This window comes from Mycobacterium sp. (assembly GCF_049647605.1).
In the GTDB taxonomy this organism is placed as follows: Bacteria; Actinomycetota; Actinomycetes; order Mycobacteriales; family Mycobacteriaceae; genus Mycobacterium.
In genome coordinates, this window is sequence record NZ_JBARXZ010000113.1 from 14,900 (window position 1) to 34,821 (window position 19,922).

Annotated in this window: 18 protein-coding genes and 1 riboswitch; of the genes, 7 read left to right on the forward strand and 11 right to left on the reverse strand. The window is 63.8% G+C overall.

Annotation, left to right across the window (positions count from 1 at the left end):
* Positions 1-37: 37 nt before the first annotated feature.
* From WBB07_RS14590 to WBB07_RS14635, 10 genes are all read right to left on the reverse strand, one after another.
* Entirely contained in the window at positions 38-3,121 is a 3,084-nt protein-coding gene (locus tag WBB07_RS14590) for a replicative DNA helicase (RefSeq protein ID WP_526308845.1), read from the reverse strand.
* A gap of 484 nt (positions 3,122-3,605) precedes the next feature.
* Positions 3,606-4,064, reverse strand: a complete 459-nt coding sequence (gene rplI / locus WBB07_RS14595; protein WP_526308847.1) for a 50S ribosomal protein L9 — start codon at positions 4,062-4,064, stop codon at positions 3,606-3,608.
* Between the two features lie 12 nt (positions 4,065-4,076).
* Positions 4,077-4,337 (reverse strand): 30S ribosomal protein S18, encoded by a 261-nt coding sequence (gene rpsR, locus WBB07_RS14600; RefSeq protein WP_526308849.1) that lies wholly within the window; start codon positions 4,335-4,337, stop codon positions 4,077-4,079.
* A 56-nt stretch (positions 4,338-4,393) separates the two neighbouring features.
* Positions 4,394-4,915: a single-stranded DNA-binding protein gene (gene ssb, locus WBB07_RS14605; protein ID WP_526308851.1), complete on the reverse strand. Its 522-nt coding sequence runs from the start codon at positions 4,913-4,915 to the stop codon at positions 4,394-4,396.
* A gap of 101 nt (positions 4,916-5,016) precedes the next feature.
* On the reverse strand, positions 5,017-5,307 hold the full coding sequence (gene rpsF / locus WBB07_RS14610; RefSeq protein WP_526308853.1) for a 30S ribosomal protein S6: 291 nt from the start codon (positions 5,305-5,307) through the stop codon (positions 5,017-5,019).
* A gap of 83 nt (positions 5,308-5,390) precedes the next feature.
* Positions 5,391-6,212: an ABC transporter ATP-binding protein gene (locus WBB07_RS14615; protein ID WP_526308855.1), complete on the reverse strand. Its 822-nt coding sequence runs from the start codon at positions 6,210-6,212 to the stop codon at positions 5,391-5,393.
* Positions 6,209-7,252: a FecCD family ABC transporter permease gene (locus WBB07_RS14620; RefSeq protein ID WP_526308857.1), complete on the reverse strand. Its 1,044-nt coding sequence runs from the start codon at positions 7,250-7,252 to the stop codon at positions 6,209-6,211. The genes WBB07_RS14615 and WBB07_RS14620 overlap by 4 nt, the downstream gene beginning before the upstream one ends.
* Positions 7,253-7,274: 22 nt before the next feature.
* Entirely contained in the window at positions 7,275-8,252 is a 978-nt protein-coding gene (locus WBB07_RS14625) for an ABC transporter substrate-binding protein (protein ID WP_526308859.1), read from the reverse strand.
* A 30-nt stretch (positions 8,253-8,282) separates the two neighbouring features.
* Positions 8,283-8,416: riboswitch (cobalamin riboswitch) on the reverse strand.
* A 117-nt stretch (positions 8,417-8,533) separates the two neighbouring features.
* Positions 8,534-9,517, reverse strand: a complete 984-nt coding sequence (locus WBB07_RS14630; RefSeq protein ID WP_526308861.1) for an RraA family protein — start codon at positions 9,515-9,517, stop codon at positions 8,534-8,536.
* Between the two features lie 3 nt (positions 9,518-9,520).
* Positions 9,521-10,678, reverse strand: coding sequence for a DUF3500 domain-containing protein (locus WBB07_RS14635; protein ID WP_526308863.1), 1,158 nt, complete (start codon positions 10,676-10,678; stop codon positions 9,521-9,523).
* Positions 10,679-10,996: 318 nt separating this feature from the next.
* Between WBB07_RS14635 and WBB07_RS14640 the strand changes: the two genes are divergently transcribed.
* The 7 genes from WBB07_RS14640 (at position 10,997) to WBB07_RS14670 (ending at position 18,064) form a co-directional block, all read left to right on the forward strand.
* Entirely contained in the window at positions 10,997-11,788 is a 792-nt protein-coding gene (locus WBB07_RS14640; RefSeq protein ID WP_526308865.1) for a sugar phosphate isomerase/epimerase family protein, read from the forward strand.
* Positions 11,785-12,972 carry a Gfo/Idh/MocA family protein gene (locus tag WBB07_RS14645; protein ID WP_526308867.1) on the forward strand — a complete coding sequence of 396 codons (1,188 nt, stop codon included), beginning with the start codon at positions 11,785-11,787 and terminating at the stop codon, positions 12,970-12,972. Before WBB07_RS14640 ends, WBB07_RS14645 begins: the two co-directional genes overlap by 4 nt.
* Positions 12,969-14,060, forward strand: coding sequence for an ABC transporter ATP-binding protein (locus WBB07_RS14650; protein WP_526308869.1), 1,092 nt, complete (start codon positions 12,969-12,971; stop codon positions 14,058-14,060). The genes WBB07_RS14645 and WBB07_RS14650 overlap by 4 nt, the downstream gene beginning before the upstream one ends.
* 1 nt (position 14,061) lies before the next feature.
* On the forward strand, positions 14,062-14,955 hold the full coding sequence (locus WBB07_RS14655) for an ABC transporter permease (protein WP_526308871.1): 894 nt from the start codon (positions 14,062-14,064) through the stop codon (positions 14,953-14,955).
* Between the two features lie 47 nt (positions 14,956-15,002).
* On the forward strand, positions 15,003-15,740 hold the full coding sequence (locus WBB07_RS14660; RefSeq protein WP_526308873.1) for an ABC transporter permease: 738 nt from the start codon (positions 15,003-15,005) through the stop codon (positions 15,738-15,740).
* Positions 15,741-15,822: 82 nt separating this feature from the next.
* Positions 15,823-16,884, forward strand: a complete 1,062-nt coding sequence (locus WBB07_RS14665; RefSeq protein WP_526308875.1) for an ABC transporter substrate-binding protein — start codon at positions 15,823-15,825, stop codon at positions 16,882-16,884.
* A gap of 175 nt (positions 16,885-17,059) precedes the next feature.
* Positions 17,060-18,064, forward strand: a complete 1,005-nt coding sequence (locus WBB07_RS14670) for a LacI family DNA-binding transcriptional regulator (protein ID WP_526308877.1) — start codon at positions 17,060-17,062, stop codon at positions 18,062-18,064.
* Positions 18,065-18,146: 82 nt separating this feature from the next.
* On the opposite strand, the gene WBB07_RS14675 is transcribed toward WBB07_RS14670, so the two are convergent.
* Complete coding sequence (locus tag WBB07_RS14675) at positions 18,147-19,802, reverse strand: glycosyltransferase family 87 protein (RefSeq protein WP_526308879.1); 1,656 nt, start codon at positions 19,800-19,802, stop codon at positions 18,147-18,149.
* Between the last annotated feature and the right edge of the window lie 120 nt (positions 19,803-19,922).

Below are 19,922 nucleotides of genomic sequence, written 5' to 3' on the forward strand. Positions count from 1 at the left end.
ATCACTCGTGAGATTCCGCCACGATCCGTGAGCACGCCTATCCCCCGTGCGCCATATTGGCGAACCGCGAGAAATGCAGCTGGTGCGCAACAGTGATGGTCTTGGTCGGACCGTTACGGTGCTTGCCGAGGATCAGGTCGGCTTCACCGCCGCGAGGATCGTCGCGCTCGAAGGCATCCGGCCGATGCAGCAGGATGACCATATCGGCGTCCTGCTCGAGCGAGTTGTGAGCCGAAATCCCCTGCGCCACAAAATTACTGGTACCCGGAACGGTGCCGTCAAAGACGTCTTGCTCACCGATGCTGGTGATCTCGACGATCTCATCCCAGTAGACATCATTGGCCGCCAGGTCATGCAAGACATGATTTTCCAGTGGCGCAGCCGCGCGATGCAGGCGCGAACGACTGGGCGTGCGCTTCCCCATGGCTGAACCGCAGAACTTGGTGTCCATGGCCGCGGCGACGGAGCGATGCGCCACCTGATTGGCAATCAATTCCTCGCCCACCGTGTCCCACACTTCGCTCGGAACGGTGTCGGAGTTCGGGTTCCGTACTTCGGTTTCGATGTGGGACAGCACCTCTAGCGCCGAGGCTCCGCGAGAACCGTGCACGCCGATGTGCGTGATGAACCGCTTCTGGTTGGCACCGCCAAAAACATGCAGCTGCCAGCAATCCCGGTAGCCGACCTTCGCGGCCTTCTTGATTGTCGCGAAAACACCACAGCGCAAGAGCAACTGCGCAACATCATCGATCAACTGGCGACTGGTGGACGCATAGTAGATGCGCCCCTGGCGCGTCTTGGCGTCCCAGCGCACCGACCCATCCGTCGCCCATAGATGCCGCAGGAACAACACCACCTGATTGTTGGGCAGGGCAAAAACCTCGGCCGGAACGAACTTCTCGTCGCTGCGCTTACCCAACATGCCGAGCTGGTCCAGCCAGGCGGCAATCGGGTTGCGCTTGCCGTGAGTCAACCGGTCGGGCGCCGGCATCTGCACGGTGGCCACCCGGGCAGCGGCGTAGTCGTCGCGGACGGCCGTCACGCCGAAGTGCGTGGCGGCCTCGCTGACAGCAACCAGGTTGGCCTCATCAGTGCTGGAGTAACGAGTGGGCTGGAGCTTGACGCCGGCCCCGTCGCCGATCATATGCGCCAACATGATGACCTCAGCGTCTGCCATCGCCTGCGTGTGCACCGGCTCGGGAACTCGGCGCGGGACCGCCAACCGATCACCGACAGTCAACTCGCCCAACGGTACCCAGCCGTTCAGGGCCATGAAGGGATGGTTCGCCGTCGCCTCCACCTCACGCCCGGAAGCCATCCGCAACGTGAAAACTTCTTTGCGACCGCTGGGGAACACATTGGTCATGGGCCGGGCAACCAGGTGTTTACGCTCGTCGAGCGACCACACCAGCGGCCGCTCACCGGTGGCCATCAACTCGCCGAAAGTGACCTCGGCGCCGGTGTCGGCACGCAGAATCCGGGTACCGGCCGTCATGCATCCCGACTCACGAAGGTCAGACACCATAGGGCGCTTGTCGGTTCGCTGTTCAGGACCACGGTTGAGCTGGCTGATCGCGATCACCGGAACCTCGAGTTCCTTGGCCATCAGCTTCAGGTTACGAGAGAACTCCGAAACCTCCTGCTGACGCGAGTCGACCTTCTTGCCTGAGCTCATCAGCTGCAGATAGTCCACGACAATCAGCCGAAGATCCGACTTCTGATGCAGCCGACGGGCTTTGGCGCGGATCTCCATCATGGTGAGGTTCGGCGAGTCATCGATGTACAGCGGCGCCTCGGAGATCTCACTCATCCGCCGGGCCAGCCGGGTCCAATCGTCATCGGTCATCCGGCCGGAGCGCATATCGCCGAGCTTGATCTTGGCCTCCGCCGACAGCAGACGCATCACGATCTCGCTCTTGCTCATTTCCAGCGAGAAGATGACGCTGGCCATCCGGTGCTTGATCGAGCAGGACCGCATGAAGTCCAGACCCAACGTGGAGTTGTGAGTCGGGATCTGTCCGGTACCGGCGAGGTACACGTGCTCCTGGTTGTCGACCTGCACACAACGCACCGCCACACTGGGTATCCGTCGGACCCGCGTAACAGCGACCGCGGTGCGGGCGGGTGCCAGCACAGCGGCTCCGCCACCAGATGGCTCCGGAGCCGCCACGATGGTGTCGCTGTGCAGCATCGCGGTGGTCTGGATGCCGCGCACCGTCGGCCACTGGTGCTGCTCATCGGCCACTATCACGGTGCCATCGGAGAACTCGACCTCATAGCACGGCCGGCCCAGCATGATCTCGGTCGCCGCGACCACACACGTCGGCACCCCATCGGGACCCAACAGCTGATCGCCGACCTTGACCTCACCCATGGTGGTCCAGCCCGTGGGCGTGGCCAGGGGCGTATCGAGGGCCAGCGCCTTACCCACACCGGGGCGGGCCGCCACGATGATCATCTGCCCGGCATGCAGACCGTTGGTGACCTCGTCGAGCTCGGTGAAACCTGTCGGCACCCCGCGGGCGATGCCGCCGTTGGAGGCAATGGCGTCGATCTCGTCCATGGTCGGCTGCAGCAGATGCTCGAGGGCCACGAAGTCCTCGGAGGACCGCCGCTCCACGACGTCATAGATCTCAGCCTGGGCCCGGTCGACGATCTCAGCCACATCGGCGCCCTCAGCACCGGCATAGCCGTACTGCACCACCCGAGTGCCGGCCTCGACCAAACGGCGCAGCAGGGACTTCTCAGCCACGATGTCGGCGTAGAAGGCGGCGTTGGCCGCCGTCGGCACCGTGGAAATCAACGTGTGCATGTACGGCGCACCGCCGATGCGCTTGAGCAGACCGCGACGGTCGAGCTCGGCGGCCACGGTGACGGCGTCAGCAGGTTCCCCGCGGCCGTAGAGGTCCAGGATCGCGTCATAGACGTTCTGGTGAGCCGGGCGGTAGAAATCACCGGGACGTAGCCGCTCCAACACGTCGGCGATGGCGTCCTTGCTCAGCAGCATGCCGCCGAGCACCGACTGCTCCGCGGCCATGTCCTGCGGTGGCTGCCGGCCGAAGTCCTCATTGGGTGGCGGCGCATCATTATCCGGATGCCCGAGGTCGTCTACAACGGCCATGCCGCTCCCCCGCCCCCTCCCAAAAACTCTCGAACTCACGTTCGACTCCATAGGCCCGGATGATAAACAAGGCCTCTGACAAATACCCCGGACCGCCCGGCGCCGCGTCGCGCCCGCACGACGGTAGACGGTTGCTGGAGCGCCGTCCAACGCGACCTGTTGACAGCCCTGTGGATGGGGTGTGCATAGCTGGGGACAGCGATGTTAGGCGCCTGGGGAGAACTTGTGGATCAATACCCCATTTACCGAGGTAACCGCAGATGAACCCATATCTGAAGCAGATTCTCGCTGTGGATGGAAATCTGCTCGGCGTGTCGGGTCGGGTTGCGAGTTCGGGCGTGTTGTATTGCTTTTGCTTGTGCGGTGCGTTAACAGCAGGTTAGGTTCGCTGGTGCCGCGTCGCGCGGAACAGTTCGCCACAGAAAAACAGCAACGCCCCGGCAGCTGCCTGACTGGCTGCCACCGGGGCGTGCTGATGCGTCAGTTAATTCGAGGCAGTGACATCCAGCGAAACGGTCGCCGTGACGTCATGGTGCAGCTGCACCTCGACGGCGTGGGCGCCGATCGACTTGATGTGCGCCTTCGGCAGGTGCACGGTCCGCTTCTCCAAGCTCGGGCCACCGGCGTTCTTGATGGCAGCCACAACATCGGACTGCGAGACGGAGCCGAACAGCTTGCCGGAGTCGCCCGCGGTCTTGACCGTGAGCGGCACGGAGCCCAGGCCGTCGAGCGCGGTCTTGAGCTCCTTGGCGTGATCGAGGTCGCGAACCGCCTTGATGTCACGTGCACGACGGATGTCGTCGGCCTGACGCTGGGCGCCCCGGCTGGCCACGATGGCCAGCCCGCGCGGCAGCAGGAAGTTACGGCCGTAGCCGTCCTTGACCTCAACGGTGTCGCCGGCAGAACCCAGGTGGTCCACCTCAGCGGTGAGAATGAGTTTCATGGTCAGCTCTCCTTACCGCGTCGACGATCCGAAGGGCAGCAACGCGACTTCGCGTGCGTTCTTCACGGCGACGGCAACGTCGCGCTGGTGCTGAACACAGTTGCCGGTCACCCGGCGGGCGCGGATCTTGCCACGCTCGCTGATGTAGGTGCGCAGCAGGTTGGTGTCCTTGTAATCGATGTTCGCCCCGCCCTTCTTGGAGCAGAACACACACTTGCGGGTTTTGACCGGCTTCTCAGGCGCCGGCCGCCTCTTGTTGCTGGACTTAGCCATTTCAGTTCTCTTTCACATGCCTCGCGGCGACAAGCCGCGTAATCAAAAGGTCAGACTCAGAAGGGTGGCTCGTCGTCGCCGCCGCCGAACGAACCCGAAGCCGGGGCACTGCCCCACGGGTCGTCGGCCGGGGCCGAAGCCGCCGCCGCTGCGGGACGGGAGTTACCGCCGCCACCGCCACCACCGAAGCCGCCGCCACCGCCGCCGCCACTGCGGCTGGCCTTGTTGACCTTGGCCGTGGCGTAGCGCAGCGAGGGACCGATCTCATCGACCTCGAGCTCCACGACGGTGCGCTTCTCACCTTCGCGGGTCTCGAACGACCGCTGCTTGAGCCGTCCGGAGACGATGACCCGCGAACCGCGGGTCAGGCTCTCGGCGACGTTCTCCGCCGCCTCCCGCCAGATGTTGCAGCGGAGGAACAGCGCTTCGCCGTCCTTCCACTCATTGGTCTGACGGTCGAACTGCCGCGGCGTGGACGCCACGGTGAAGTTCGCGACAGCAGCACCGGACGGTGTGAACCGCAGTTCCGGGTCGGCAGTCAGGTTTCCGATAACGGTGATAACGGTGTCACCAGCCACTGGTGTCCTCCAGGTCCCTTGGATCCAAGCCGGATCGATGTTCGCAAAACGCGGTCGCTGGCGAGCCTACGAGAGCGCTCCGACGAGCACGATCGTTTGGCTCAGTGCTTGTCGGTCCGCATCACCTTGGTGCGCAGCACGGACTCGTTCAGGCTGAGCTGACGGTCCAGTTCGGCCACCGTGGCGGGCTCTGCCTTCACATCGACGATGGCGTAGATGCCCTCGGCATGCTTGGCGATTTCGTAGGCGAGCCGGCGCCGGCCCCAGATGTCGACCTTGTCGACAGATCCACCGTCTTTCCGGATGACGTTCAGGAACGTCTCCAGGGACGGGGCTACAGTGCGCTCGTCAAGAGTGGGGTCAAGGATGACCATGATTTCGTATGGACGCATTAGAAACCCATCACCTCCTATGGTCGTTGCGGCCACGGCGTGTCCGTGGCAGGAGGGTCGCCTGCGTCGGCAACCGGGCCAGGTTACAGGAAACTGCCTGGTGAACTGAAATCGTCGCAGCTGGAGACGGTGCCGCCCGGATCAAAACTCACCTGTGGCCGGCCGGTGCGCGGGTGGGTCGCAACGGTGGCGACCACGCCATAGACCTCGGCCAGCAACTCCGGGGTCAACACCTGATCCGGCGGACCCGCACACACCGGCCGACCGCCGTGCAGTACATAGAGCGCATCGCAGTAGTGCGCGGCCAGATTGAGATCGTGCAGCGCAATCACCGCGGTGACCCCCAACTGGCGCGGCAAGGCCAGTGCGTCGAACTGATGCCGGATGTCGAGATGGTTGGTCGGCTCGTCGAGCACCAGCAGCCGCGGCTGCTGCGCCAGCGCCCGCGCGATCAGCACCCGCTGCCGCTCTCCCCCGGACATCAGCGCAAACGGCTGCCATCGCAGATGCTGCGCACCCACCAATTCCAGGCAGCGTTCGACGATCCCCTCGTCGTCGGCGTCGTCACGGGCGAACACCCTCTTGAACGGGGCACGACCCATCGACACCACGTCATTGGCACGCAGATCGAAGTCGCCCGCGCTGTCCTGCAACACCGTTGCCACACTTCGCGCCAGCTCCCGGATCGGCACCCCCGCGATGTCCACACCGTCGAGCAACACCCGCCCCGACTCCGGGGCCACGATCCGCACCAGCGCGCGCAGCAACGTCGACTTGCCACTGCCGTTGGGTCCCACCACACCCACCACCTGGCCGGGGTGCGCAGTCAGCGACACCGAGTCGACGACCACCCTGCCGCCGAGACGCACCGACACCGTCTCCGCCTGCAGCAGTGCCGGATTCATGTTGTCGCCCGTCGCGCGTCCCGGCGGATCAGCCACAGGAAGAAGGGGCCACCGCACAACGCCGTCAGCACCCCAACCGGAATCTCCTGCGGGGCCGCCAAAGTGCGAGCCACCATGTCGGCGACGATCAGGAACGACGCACCCGCCAACGCCGTCGCCGGCAGCGCGCGCCGGTGGTCGCTGCCGACCAGCAGCCGCACCGCGTGCGGCAGAATCAGACCGACAAACCCGATGGGGCCGCTGACGGCGACCAACACCCCGGTGACCAACGAGGTCAGCACAAACATCTGGGCCCGGAAACTGTTGACGTCAACACCCATCGTGGTTGCCGCCTCATCCCCGGCGAGCAGGACATTCAAGGTGCGGGACTGCGCCAGCAGCACCACCAGGCCGACACCCACCATCGACAGCGGCAGCCACAACGAATCCCAACTCGCACCGCCCAATCCGCCCAGCAGCCAGGTCAGCACCTGCCGCGCCTGGTCGCCGGTGCGAGCCATGATGAGCATCAGGCTGGTCACTGCGGACAACACGTAGGCCACCGCAACCCCGGCCAGAACCAACCGGGTGGTGGTGATCTGACCACCGGCACGAGACAGCAGGTAGACCAACGCGAGTGCGCCCAACGATCCGAAGAACGCCGCCACCGACGTCGAGGCGAAGCCGAAAATGGTGACCCCGGTGAGGATCACCGCCACCGCACCTACCGAGGCGCCGGAGGACACTCCGAGCAGGAACGGATCCGCCAGCGGATTCCGCACCAGTGCCTGCAGAGTCATCCCGACGACCCCCAAGCCGGCGCCGACGATGGCCCCGAGCAGCACCCTGGGGCCACGCACCTGCACCACCACGGTCTCGTAGTGCCGCTGTGAGGCGGCCTCGATCAACGTGGGAAAGAGCTGATGACCAACGGTTTTGGCGACATCAATGGGAGGAACCGTGATCGAACCGATGGCCAAGCCCGCCGTCATGCTGGCCAGCAACAACAACAGCAGCCCGGCGATCACCACCGAGTACGGTGCGCGGGCCGGTGCGCTCACGCCGGAATCGGGGCGTCGCGGTTCACTGGAATCGGTCCGGATGCAGCTGGGCGGCAAGCTCACCGACCGCATACGGCGCCCGCACCCCGAGCACCGCGTCCTGCAGGGTCAGGACCGCAAACTTGTCGTTGCGAATCGCGGGAACATCAGCCAGCTCGGGACGGCTGCGCAAGAAGGCCTTCTTCTCCTCCACCGACGGTGTACCGAAGTAGTCGTAGATGACAACGACATCGGGATTGCGCTCCAGCACCTGCTCCCAGGAGACATCCACGAAGGTGTCTTTGACGTCGGCGAATACGTTTGTGGCCCCGGCAAGTTCAAAGATCTCATTGCCGATCCCCTGGCCGCCCGCGGTGAAAGCGGTGTCCTCGCCGCTGTCATAGACGAACGCCTTCAGCGGAGTGACACCGTCGACCTGGGCGCTGGCCTCGGCGACACTGTCGCGCATTTGCTCTGTCAGAGCATCAGCACGGTCCGGCACCCCAAAAATCGTCGCGATCCGCTCCACCTCGGCGTAAACGTCGTCCATGGTGATCGGCGAGGTCGCGCAATACTCCGGGTTCAGATATGTGGTGATCCCGGCATCGGCAAAGGCCTTCCGGGACCGTCCCTGAGCTTCGTCGAACGTGCTCTTGTAACCGCCGTATACGAAGTCCGGATCCACAGCGACCAGCTGCTCGAACGAGGCGTCCTTGTCGGAGATCTCCGGGATCGCCTGATAGGCCTCGGCATATTGCGGCAGCGGCGCATTGTCGGGATAGACCGTACCGACCATCGAGTCCTCGAGTCCGAGGGCCAGCAGCATCTCGGTGGACTGCTGGTAGTAGCCGATCGCGCGGGTCGGCGGCTGATCGACAGTGACGGTCTCACCGCAGTTGTCCATTGTCACCGGGAAACCGGCCGCGGCGGTGGACGTCTCGGTGGACTGCACCGATTCGGAACCGCACCCTGCGAGCAACACGGCAGCAGTGAACACAACAACAGAGGTACGCAACGACATGCGAGTCTCCAACCGGGATGTCCTCGTCCCAGAGCAGGCCATTCGACGGGAGCAGTGTCGGACTCCTGGAATCGGCGACTCCAGTTACCGTGGCGGGACCGCGCCGGATTTGCACCGGCTTCCTTCTTGCCCATCGGAGCCGATCGGTTGACCGGCAGAGCTGACTCTAACCGACTGCCGCCGAAGCCATGGCGGCAACCAAGCGGGTCGGCCGCCCGATGCTCGTCCGGAAACATCCGTCGCACCCATGCCGACCACCCGCATCCCGTAGCGGCCTTGGGCTACTCCGCAAGCCCGAGGATCTGCAGGGTCGTCTCACCGCGGTCGAGCCGGTCGATGATCCCGGCCTCGAAGGCATCCCGCTCGCGCGCAGCTTCCAACACTTGCGGCCAGGCGGCCGCGGGAACGCTGACAGCACCATCACTGTCGGCACGGACGATGTCGCCGTTGGTCACCTGCGCTCCTGCGAAAGTGACCGTCGCCCCCACCTCGCCGGGGGTCACTTTGGCGGCGGCGGTGATAGCGACTCGCGTCGACCACACCGGTAAGTCGAGTTCGATGAGCTCGTCGATGTCCCGCACGCCGCCATCGACGACGATTCCCGCGATACCGCGACGAATAGCCGCATTGACCAGGACATCACCCACGTAGCCGACAGCGACATCTGATCCGGCGACCATCAGGACGTCACCGGGCCTCGCCTGCGCGACGGCTCGGTGCACGGCCAGGTTGTCTCCCGGCTGGCATCGCGCAGTGAGCGCCGGACCCAGCAGGCCGTTGGCCCCGGCTCGGTGCAGCAGTCCACGCGTCTCCCCCCGCCTACCGCTTGCCTCGTAGATCGTGCTCGCGCCGGGGACCTCCGAGGCGGGCGGAAGTAGTCGCGTGATCTCCATCAGCTCGACACGAAGCCCCGGCAGAGGTTCGAAGAACGCTATTCGCCTCGTGTCGGAGAGTGTGGTGATCACTTGCGGATTGCCGATCAGTCCTCGCTGCCAGTCGGGGTTGTCGAGGAAACGTTCCAGATCGTCGGTCTGCAAACTCACATGAGACCAACCGCCCGCCAGTTCCTCGTCGGTGAAGATCGGCTGGACGAAGAGGTTCACCGCAACCTCACCGATCTCCACCTGAAGGTAGGAGGTTCCATCGACTCTGCCGTTTCCGATCACGCGAGAACCGATGGTCTCGGAGAAGAAGCTGCGTGCTGCTTCGAGATCTGAGACAACGCCACCGAAGTTCACGAGGCGAAGCAAGGGTGTGGGGCTCATCTCTTACTGGTTCTCCGTCGAATCTGTGTGCTCTGAAAAATAATGGGCGCGAAGGACATCCGTCGCGAAGTCGGTACGGCGGCTGCGCAGTGCACTGTGGATGTGATTGGCGGCATTCTGCGTGTTGTCGAACTCGATGGAGATGGCCGCCGAGTCGAAGCAGTAGTAGCGCCCGACGCCGTCCTGCGTGGATCCGGCCCAGGCAAACCGCAGATCGTCGGGAAGCGGATCGCCCGACTGCCAGCCGAAGACGTCGCGGTGAATGTCCTTGGGAAATCTGAGAATGTAGTGGTCCAGCAGCTCAGCGACCAGCTTGCGGCCGGCGGCCGAGAGCGCAGCCACAGCGACACCCCGCGTCGACCGTTCACGCCGGCTGAACTCGACGAGGTCCGCGGAGTGGGTGCGGGTGGTCGCCGCAGTCCCCGAGATCTTGAGCTGTTCCAGGAATTCCAGCACTTCAGCGCGAGCGGCGGTGGTGGGGTACAGATCCGCAGCCGGCTCGGGCAGCGCGTGATCGTCCACCAACGGGCGATTGCCCTGCAAGATATCGACCGGCGAGATGGAGTCGAACACCGCAAGCGCCCGTTGTTCCTCGGTGAGGGTAGCCAAGATCTCGATGGCGATCTCTTCCTCACCGCGCAGCGGTTGGTAACGATTCCGTCCGAGCCGGGGCGCAAGAGCGGGATTCACGCCGATGAAATGTGGGGTGGCAGAGACCACGCGATCGTGCTCGACAAACGCATGCACCACAAGATGGTGGCCGGCGAACTGCCAGCCCCACTCTGAAGCAGTCGGATCGCCGTAGATCTTGACGTAGTAGAGCAGCGGGTCACGGCTGCGGCCATGACCCGGCCGCCCGGGATAGAGTTCCATCCAGCCTTCCTCGTAGGCGAGATAGTTCTCGAGGCCCATGATGTAGGTCGCCAGTGCATAGCCCGCCTCACTCAGGCCGCTCCGGAGAAGGCGAAGTGCCAGTTGCTGACAAGTGGGATCCATGTCTGCGAGCGCCAGCCCGTCGCGCTCGGCCGGAGTGAAGAACCAGCCCTGCGTGCATCGCGCCGACGCCGACGTGAGGGCCTTTGCATGTTGCGCGGGCGACAACGCGTGCAAGAACGCTGTTGCCTCAGACCTCATGGTTTTCACCGTCGATCCCGCCGTCATGTTCGTTCCTTTCATTGGGTGGGCCTAGTCGTTGGGTGGTCCTTGTCGTTGGGTGGACCTTGGAGAAACCCGCGACCCTCAGGGCAGATGACCAGCGCACAGGGCGCCTTCGATGCCTGTTGCAATGAAACTGTACGCAATCGATTTCATTTTGGACAGTGACGCAACGGGCGGCGGTGTCAGTCACCACCCGAACGTCTTCCCTTATGAACACCTAGGTCTCGAGCATGGCGCTGCTTTCACGAGAGGAATGCTTGACAAGCATCCTGCGAGAATCAACAATTGCCGGATGCTCAATGAAATCGATTGTACAAAGTGATGCGCCTGTCCGCGACCACCGTGATCTACCCGGAGGGCACACTTGTTGCTGCGCTCGATGACATTCACGCCGCAGGGCTCGACGGTATCGAGCTGCAAGGACACCACGTGCGGTGGCTCGGCGCAGCCCCCACCCGCGTCGCAGAATTCCAGCGCCAGCTCCAGGATCGCGACCTGACGGTGAGCTCACTGATGCTCGGCTACCTCGTCGATGACGCATCGCGAGACGCCCACCTCGCACTCCTCGACCTCTCAGCGGAGTTCGGCAGCCGGGTGATCCCGATCATGCCGCCCAGGGTGGGCATGATCGACCTGCCACGGTACTTCGACCTCCTGGGTCAGATCGGTGCGCGGGCAGCTGAACTCGGCATCGGATTGGCCGTACACCACCACCTCGGCACCATGATCAACACACCCGAGCAGGTCGATGCTTTCCTCCTCACCGCAGAGAACGAAGCTGCTATCGGTCTCTGCCTCGACACCGCCCACCTGGCCCTGCACGGCACCGACATCGCTCCGGCGATCACTCGGTGGAGCCCAGCCATCGCACACGCGCACGTGAAGGATCTGCGACCCGATCCACGCATCGATCCACGCACCGCCGGCGCCCGCGCCGCCCAGGCCACCTTCCGAACACCAGGTGACGGGGTCCTCGACTTCGACGCTGTCGTTGCTGCCCTCCTCAGTTCGGATCAGGCCCCTTGGCTCAGCATCGAAATCGAAACCTTCCACCGCCCGGCACTCGAATCACTGCGCACAGCCGCATCCACCCTCAAAGGAGCATCACAATGACTGTCCGCGCAGCACTCGTCGGCCTGGGCTTCGCCACCCAGGAACTGAAACTCCCCGGCTATCTGGCCGAGGACAACGTCGAGGTGGTCGCGATCGCCGATCCTGACCCCGCAGCGCGCGCGGCCGTGGCCGAACGGCTCGGCCTCAGTGACAGCCAGCAGTTTGCTTCTTACGAAGAACTCATCACCACCGCAGAGGTCGACTATGTCGACGTGTCCACCCCGCACGCAACCCACCTTCCGATCTTCCAGCTCGCTGCGGCGTCGAAGGTATCTGTGGTCTGCGACAAACCGATCGCCATGTCGATTGCAGAAGTGGACGAAATGATCGGCCTGGTCGAACGTTCCGGCATCCGCGCGGGAGTGCACCACAACTACATGCACTTCCCTTCCCATGCCGAACTCATCCGGCAGGCGCGCGCGGGCGCGATCGGTCGAGTCGAGTCGGTATCGATGGGCGCGAACTCCATCTACGCCCCCGGCGTGATGCCCGGCGACATCGGATGGCGGGCGACGGCAAGGTTCGCCGGCGGCGGCATACTGATGGATTACGGGATCCATCTGCTGTATCTCTCGCTGCATCTACTGGGCGACGATTTTGTGCCCAAGACCGTCACCGCCCGCGCCGACAAGCGGCGTATCCGCGAGGACGCCGACGTCGAGGACACCGTGTTCGTCCACATCGAGGGCACCGATGGACGCACCGCCACCCTCACCCTGATGTGGGGCGTGGGAACCAGCGGATACACCTTGGTCGACGGCACGGGCGGCACCATGCAGATTCACCACGCCAACGGTCATGCCGCGCAACACAACGTCGCCGATGAGATTCGTATCGTGCACACCCGGGACGACGCTGGAACCACCGTGCCGATCGAGTGGCAACGACTTCCGTTGACCTGGTACTACGGCGGATCGATCACCTCGTTTGCTCGGTATGTCGAAACTGGAATCCCGACTGGCGTCGCAACTCTGGATGAGGCTCGCGCCACCGTGTCGCTCGCGCTTTCTGCCTACGAGTCGATCGCCCTCGATGCCCCGGTCGAGGTCCCCCTGGTCCCGTCCTCGCCGCTCTACAGTCTGGGGATCGTCGGCATCCGGGATCTCCCCATCTCGGCGAACAACGTCATCTTCAGCAAGAACCTCTACAGGCGGGGTGAGAGCACCCCCGAGGACCGGTCATGACCGACGAACTCACACTCTCCGGTCTCCTCACGTCCGCGGACCCGCTGGAGCACGGCGCCAAGGTCGAGATCGAGGGCCTCAAGAAGAGCTACGACGGAACTGGTTGGGCTGTAGAAGATCTCGACTTGGTGATCGAACCCGGCGAGTTCGTCACCATCCTCGGCCCAAGCGGCTCGGGCAAGACCACCGCACTGATGATGCTCGCCGGGTTCGAGACCCCCACCGCAGGAACCATCCGGCTGAACGGGACAGCGGTTGACCGCCTGCCCGCCTACAAGCGCAATATCGGCATGGTCTTCCAGAGCTACGCGCTCTTCCCGAACATGAGCATCGAGGACAACATCGCCTACCCCCTCAAAATACGGAAGATCCCCAAAGCCGACCGCAAGCGGTTGGTCGACGCGTCCCTCGAACTCGTTCAGCTGCAGCAACATCGGCGCAAACGACCGAATCAGCTTTCCGGCGGACAGCAACAGCGCGTGGCGCTGGCCCGGGCCACCGTGTTCGCCCCCGGACTACTGCTCATGGACGAACCCCTCGGAGCACTCGACCGCAAGCTCCGACAAACCATGCAGAACGAGATCGCCAAGATCCACCGCACCCTCGGGGTGAGCGTTGTTTCGGTCACACATGACCAAGAGGAGGCATTGAGTCTCTCCGACCGGGTCCTCATCATGGCGGAGGGGCGGATGCAGCAGCTCGGCACACCATCGGAAATCTATGAAAGACCGGCGAATGCGTTTGTTGCCGACTTCATCGGCGAGGCCAACGTTCTAGACGTCACGAACGGGCGTCTCGCCGAGTCCGCCATTCGCACAGTGGGTTCGGACCCCACAGCCCAGCTACGGGGAAGCACCCAAGCGAGCGTGCGTCCCGAGATGTTCTTCCTCGAGGCCGATGACGCCGGCGCGGGGATCGTCGAAAACGTCACCTACTGCGGAAGCACCGTGCGCTATGAAGTGCTGCTGCCCTCCGGTGAGCGGGTGGTGGCGCGACGCCAGGCCGGCCCCGAGATCACCCAGTTCTCACGCGGGGACCGGATCTCGGTGAACGTCGCCGGCGATGCACTCGTCGCGTTGGCGGACTGAGATGAGCAGCGCAAACCTGGGTAGGGTCGCAGCCGGGGACCCCTCGCTTCCACAACGTCTCGACCGCCGCCACCTCGGCCTCATTCCACTCTTGGTGTTCTATGCGGCCCTGCTGGTGTATCCCATGGGTCTGGTGGCCTCCCGCGCATTCACCAGTGCCGACACCGACGCGTTCTCCGTCGAGAATTTCACCGCGCTGGTCACCGAGCCGGTGTTCCGAAACGTCATCTTCGATACGCTGCGCGTCGCCACCATCACCACGGCATTCTGTGTCGTTCGGGGCTACACGGTGGCATACGTGATCTGCCACCTCGGGCGGATCGGGCGGCTCCTCGAAGCACTGGTGATCATCCCCCTGATGACCAGCGTGCTGGTGCGCGCCTTCGTGTGGATCGCACTCCTCGAAGACCGCGGAATCATCAACTCGGCACTCAAAGGACTCGGCATCATCAGCGCTCCAGTTGCGTTGGTGTACAACGAGACAGGTGTGATCATCGGCATGGTCCACGTCATGCTCCCGTTCACCATCATTCCGATGATCGCAGTGTTCCGATCGATCGATCCCCGGTTGGCACGAGCATCAGAATCACTGGGCGCAAACCCGTGGACCACCTTTTGGCGGGTCTATCTCCCTCTCAGCCTGCCCGGCGTCTATGCCGGGGGCGCGCTGTGCTTTGTGCTCTCCCTCGGCTTCTTCACCACGCCGGCGATGCTGGGAGGCGGACAGACCATGCTGCTCGCTCAGCTGATCGACGTACAGATCCAACGACTGCTGCAGCTCAATCAGGCAAGCGCTCTCGCGCTGAGCCTCATCGCATTGGCACTGATCGTCTGGGTCATCGTCACTGCGCTACAGCGGGCGCGTCGACTGATCGGAACGGAATCTTCGCAATGACGGTGTTCAAACTCGGGCGCGCACTCCTGATCGCACTCGCCATCGCGGTGCTGATCTTCCTGTTCGCCCCAACCGTGCTCGTGTTCGGCATGGCGTTCAACTCCGCCCCCGATCTCTCGTTCCCGCCGAGCGGATTCTCGCTGCAATGGTTCGAGAGCTACCTCGCGAACCGGACATGGATGGAAGCAACCACTCGCAGCGCGATCATCGGCACCATCTCCGCACTGTTGTCCATCGTCATCGGGACCGCTGCGGGAATCGGACTCGCGCAGACCCGAGGCCGGGCGTTCGCGGCGATGAGTGCCGTCATCGGTCTCCCTCTGGTGCTTCCGGCAATTGTGCTCGGGCTCGCGTTGTTCGACCTCTACTCGCGCATGCAGGTCGTCGGAAACATGTTCGCGGTCATACTCGCCCACACCCTGCTCGGCATTCCGTATGTGTTCGTCAACGTGATCGCGAGCTTCACGAAGTTTGATTTCCGTCTCGAACAGGCCGCGCAAGGACTCGGCGCGAACCCGGTTCGATCACTCTGGGACGTGACCCTCCCCGGAATCATGCCGGGGATCGTCGCTGGTGGCTTTTTTGCCTTCATCGCCAGTTGGGACGAGCTCGCGGTCACGATGCTGATCGCGGGAACCGAGAGCCGAACGCTTCCGGTCGTGATGTTCAGCGGCATCAAGTTCAACGTCGATCCGACCATTGCGGCGGTGGCGGCGGTACTGACCGCCGTGGTGCTCGCCCTGGCCCTGCTCCGGGTGCTCCTGGAACGCCGGCTTCATCGCTGAGGAGTACCTGACCGGCTCAGACCACACCCAGATACCCATCCCAGCTCGACACTCGGCGAGCTGAACCAACGAAAGGAAAAGCGTGAAAGCGTATAAGCTCGTTGCGGTTTCGTCAGTGGCGATTCTCGCGCTGGCCGGCTGCTCGTCGGCACCGACAGAGGGAACCGGTTCGAAAGGCAACGGCGGGCAGCCCAACTCCATCGTGGTCGCCGGTTACGGCGGGACCTTCTCCGATGCGCAGCGCGCCGCCTACTACGAACCCTTCACCGCCGAGACCGGCATCGGCATCGTCGAAGCCGAGACCAGCATTGCCACCCTGCAATCTCAGGTGAGCACCGGCAACGTGCAATGGGACGTCATGGTCCTTTCGACCACCGATCTGGCCCAGGGCACCGCAAACGACCTCTTCGAGAGCGTCGACGGTGTGGTGGATCCGGAGAGCTTCGTCGTCGATACTGTCACCGACTACGGTATCGGCCTGAACTTTTCCTCAAATGTGCTGGCCTGGAATACCGCCAACATCGGTGACTCGACACCGGAATCATGGAGTGATTTCTGGGATCTCGAGAAGTATCCGGGGAAGCGTGCGGTGCCGTCATGGGGCCCGGATGCCCAGCTTTTCGAGTTCGCGTTGCTCGCCGACGGCGTCGCGGTGAAGGATCTTTATCCGCTCGACATCGACCGCGCACTGAAGAAACTCGAGGAACTCCGCGATGACATGATCGTCTACGATTCCAACGCCCAAGGCCTTCAGCTCGTCACCGGCGGGCAAACGAATCTGGCGCTCCTTCCCAACGGACGGGTCGAACTCGCCGCCAGGGCGAGCATGCCGATCGATTTCACCTTCAACGAAGGTGCGCTTGTCGTCGACTGGGCCGCGATCCCCAAGGGGGCCCCGAACGCCGAAGCGGCAAAGGAGTTCCTGCGATTCGCGACCGAGGTGCCGCAACAGCAGGCGTTCCTCACGCAGATCCCCTACTCGGGAACCAACGTGGGTTCACTGGAAGGTCTGTCGCCATCAGTATTGAAGACACTGCCCACCAGCGAAGAAGCGATGAAGGTGCAGTTCCGTCCCGACGCCGCGTACTACGCAGAACACGGCAGTGAACTGATCAAGGCCTGGCAGGGATTCCTCTACGGTTAGCAGCATCACCCCACGGTCAGACGCTCGGTCTCAACGTCTCCTGCATGAGGCACGGTGGCGCACCTCATGCAGGAGAAGTTGACTGATAATCTGCCATGTGTCGTTCTTTCTCACCTGCGCAACCAGCGCTTCAGAGTGATCAGGTAACTACATCTCCCGAACCACAGGCCAAGCCGTGAAGCCCCCCACCATTTACTCCATCGCCCAACAGTTGGGCCTCTCGCCGGCCACCGTCTCGCGTTCACTCAACGGGTCGCCGACGGTGAAGGAAGAAACCCGCGACCGGGTGCTACGGGCGGCGGAAAGTCTGGGATACATCCGCAACCAACAGGCGCGAGCCCTGCGGCAAACCAGCACCCGCATGATCGGTCTCCTGGTTCCCGATCTGACATCAGAAGTGTTCGCCGTGCTGGCATCCAGCATCCAGCTCGAGCTTCACCGGCGAGATTATGGGCTCATCATCGGGCAATCGCTCAATCAGCCGGACCTCGACCGAAACTATCTGCACGCATTCCAGAGCCAGATGGTCGACGGCATCATCCACGCTCCGTGCACGCCGAATGGCGTCGACGACGCATTTGCCACGTTGTCCACCCCAGTCGTCGAGATCATCCGAGAAAGCGATGGCGGGCCACGGAACGCCTTCTGCAACGCCGATAGGGGCGACTCAGCCCTCATCACGTCCTATCTGGCGCGCCGTGGGTACGAGGAGATTTTTGTTGTTCTGGGCCCACAGGAGTTCAGTAGCGCACGGTTACGCAGCGAAGGAGCAGGCAAGGTCCGTGCCGCGTACCCGAACGTCAACCTGCATCTGTGCCACGGACCGTTCACCGAAGAATGGGGCTACCAAGTCGGAGCGCAGGTCGCGTCGGTGAGCCAAGCACGCGACAGCCGCGTCGGTATCGCTGTCACCAGCAACACCTTCATGGCCGGTGTGCTCGGCGCCCTCAAGGACCGCGGTGTCAGCGCGCCCGCGGACGTGGGAATCGTGGGGATGGAAGATCCGAACTGGTATCGGGTCGCCAACCCACCACTGACTGCCGTCGCCGAGCCGACGTGGGAACTCGGCCGACAGGCAAGCCAACGGCTGCTGGAACTCATCGCCGATGGCCAGGGCACAGAACCGGTGAAGCGCACCGAGTTACACGGCGTCTTGCGGGAACGCGAATCCACAATCTGATCCGGCAGTTCTCCACGACGACCTAGACCCTCCGATTATCAACTGCCGCAACCAATTCAGGTGTGACAAAGAGGGAGTGCCGTCAATCGGCGCGCGCGTTCGAGGCGACCTCGGGTCGTGACGTCAGTGCGTCAGGACCAACGGCGCCGGGTCCGACCGGTCGCGGTCGCAACCACGACGGCAACCACGCGGGCTGGTGATCCGGCGCCCCGTCGAACACCCCACCCGCCGGGTCGTCGACCCGGTGATCCAGGCGCACCAAGTCGGTGTCGGGCCGATAGATCTGGCGCAGCACCAGAACGCACAAACCGACAACGGCAAGATCACGCACCAGCACCACCGACGTCAACCACTGCTCGGAAAGCCCCCGGTTCTGCTCACCGAACAGGAACAACATGCGCGGCACCCACACCAGAGCGTCAACCGTCATCCAGGCCAACAGGATCCGACGGTGCGGCAACGCCAGCACCGCCAGCGGCACCAGCCACAACGAAAACTGCGGGCTCCACACCTTGTTGGTCAGCAGGAACGCCGCCACCACCAGAAACGCCAACTGCGCCAGCCGGGGCCGACGCGGAGCCGTCAACGCCACATAGGCGATACCGGCGCAACACGCGGCGAACAGCACCGCCACCACGCTGTTGAGAATCACCGGCGGCTCCCAGAAACCGAGATCGGTGTCAAAACCTCGCCAGCCGGTGAAACTGCCCACCACGTTGTACAACGAATCCATGTCCTGGCCGCGGCGGCTGTTGAGCCGGAAGAACTCCGCCCACCCCTGCGGGAACAACACCATGATCGGCAGGTTGACCACCAGCCAGGCCGCCACCGCGGCGGCGATCGACTTGCCCGCCTCGGCCAGCCGGCCAGAGCGTAAGGCCAACAACAGGATCGGGAACAACAACAGCACCGGATACAGCTTGGCGGCAAGTCCGAGGCCGATCAGGACACCGGCCAGCACCGGTCTTCGGCGCGCCCAGGCCAGCATCCCGCCCATCGCAAAAGCTGTTGCCAACGCGTCGAAGTTGGTGAAGATCTGAAAGATCAGCAGCGGTGACGCGGCCACCAGGGCCGCATCCCAGATCCGGCGGCCCGCCAACATGGCGGTGGCCCACACCGTCGTCAACCAGGCCAACGCCAACCCGAACGCGGCGATGTTGAAGAACATCACCACCTCGGCGACACCGGAGAGCACCGGCCACGACACCGCCCGCGTCAGCGCCGAGTAGGTCTTGGCCAGCGCCATCGAAACGTACTGGTACACACCGGTGATCACCGGATACTCCATGTACCGCACCGCCTGGGTGCCGTCGTACTGCGTTCGGGGTTGCCCGTTCTCGTCGAGCTCCAGCCAGCTGGACTTGTACGGGAACTTGCCGTCGGCCAGCAGTTCGGCCGTATAGAGCGGCACCGTGTCCGAATAGCAGAGCTCGTAGTACGCGCGCTGGTTCTCCCAGTTGGCCACCCGCTGATCGGCAGTACCGGTACCGACGGTCTGCAGGCACGGGGATTTGGTGGCCCAACCCAACGACAGGAACACCAGCGCGATCACAAAGATCACCCGCAGTGGGGTGAAGAAACGCTGTCTGCCGATCAGCGCATGCCGTCCGACGGGCCCACCCACCACATCGGACAGCGCCGACACCATCACATCGTTGCGGCTCGGCAGGTCACGGTCATCGGCACTGCGGGTGTCCGCAGCCAGCCGCTGTGGCGACACTCCCCCCTGACCCGTCACGGGGGAGGCGGCAACGGTGCGTTCGGGTCACCGGGCATCCCAGGGGGACCCGGCACCGGCGGCTCGCCCGGCAGCGGTCCCGGCAACGGCTCCGGCGGCGGCGCGGTCACCGTCGTCGGC

Bases quoted from the DNA above. Each gene is read 5' to 3' on its own strand.
- WBB07_RS14590 (WP_526308845.1), bottom strand. From the start codon at position 3,121: ATGGCCGTTGTAGACGACCTCGGGCATCCGGATAATGATGCGCCGCCA.
- rplI (WP_526308847.1), bottom strand. From the start codon at position 4,064: ATGAAACTCATTCTCACCGCTGAGGTGGACCACCTGGGTTCTGCCGGC.
- rpsR (WP_526308849.1), bottom strand. From the start codon at position 4,337: ATGGCTAAGTCCAGCAACAAGAGGCGGCCGGCGCCTGAGAAGCCGGTC.
- rpsF (WP_526308853.1), bottom strand. From the start codon at position 5,307: ATGCGTCCATACGAAATCATGGTCATCCTTGACCCCACTCTTGACGAG.
- WBB07_RS14615 (WP_526308855.1), bottom strand. From the start codon at position 6,212: ATGAATCCGGCACTGCTGCAGGCGGAGACGGTGTCGGTGCGTCTCGGC.
- WBB07_RS14625 (WP_526308859.1), bottom strand. From the start codon at position 8,252: ATGTCGTTGCGTACCTCTGTTGTTGTGTTCACTGCTGCCGTGTTGCTC.
- WBB07_RS14630 (WP_526308861.1), bottom strand. From the start codon at position 9,517: ATGAGCCCCACACCCTTGCTTCGCCTCGTGAACTTCGGTGGCGTTGTC.
- WBB07_RS14635 (WP_526308863.1), bottom strand. From the start codon at position 10,678: ATGACGGCGGGATCGACGGTGAAAACCATGAGGTCTGAGGCAACAGCG.
- WBB07_RS14640 (WP_526308865.1), top strand. From the start codon at position 10,997: ATGCGCCTGTCCGCGACCACCGTGATCTACCCGGAGGGCACACTTGTT.
- WBB07_RS14645 (WP_526308867.1), top strand. From the start codon at position 11,785: ATGACTGTCCGCGCAGCACTCGTCGGCCTGGGCTTCGCCACCCAGGAA.
- WBB07_RS14650 (WP_526308869.1), top strand. From the start codon at position 12,969: ATGACCGACGAACTCACACTCTCCGGTCTCCTCACGTCCGCGGACCCG.
- WBB07_RS14655 (WP_526308871.1), top strand. From the start codon at position 14,062: ATGAGCAGCGCAAACCTGGGTAGGGTCGCAGCCGGGGACCCCTCGCTT.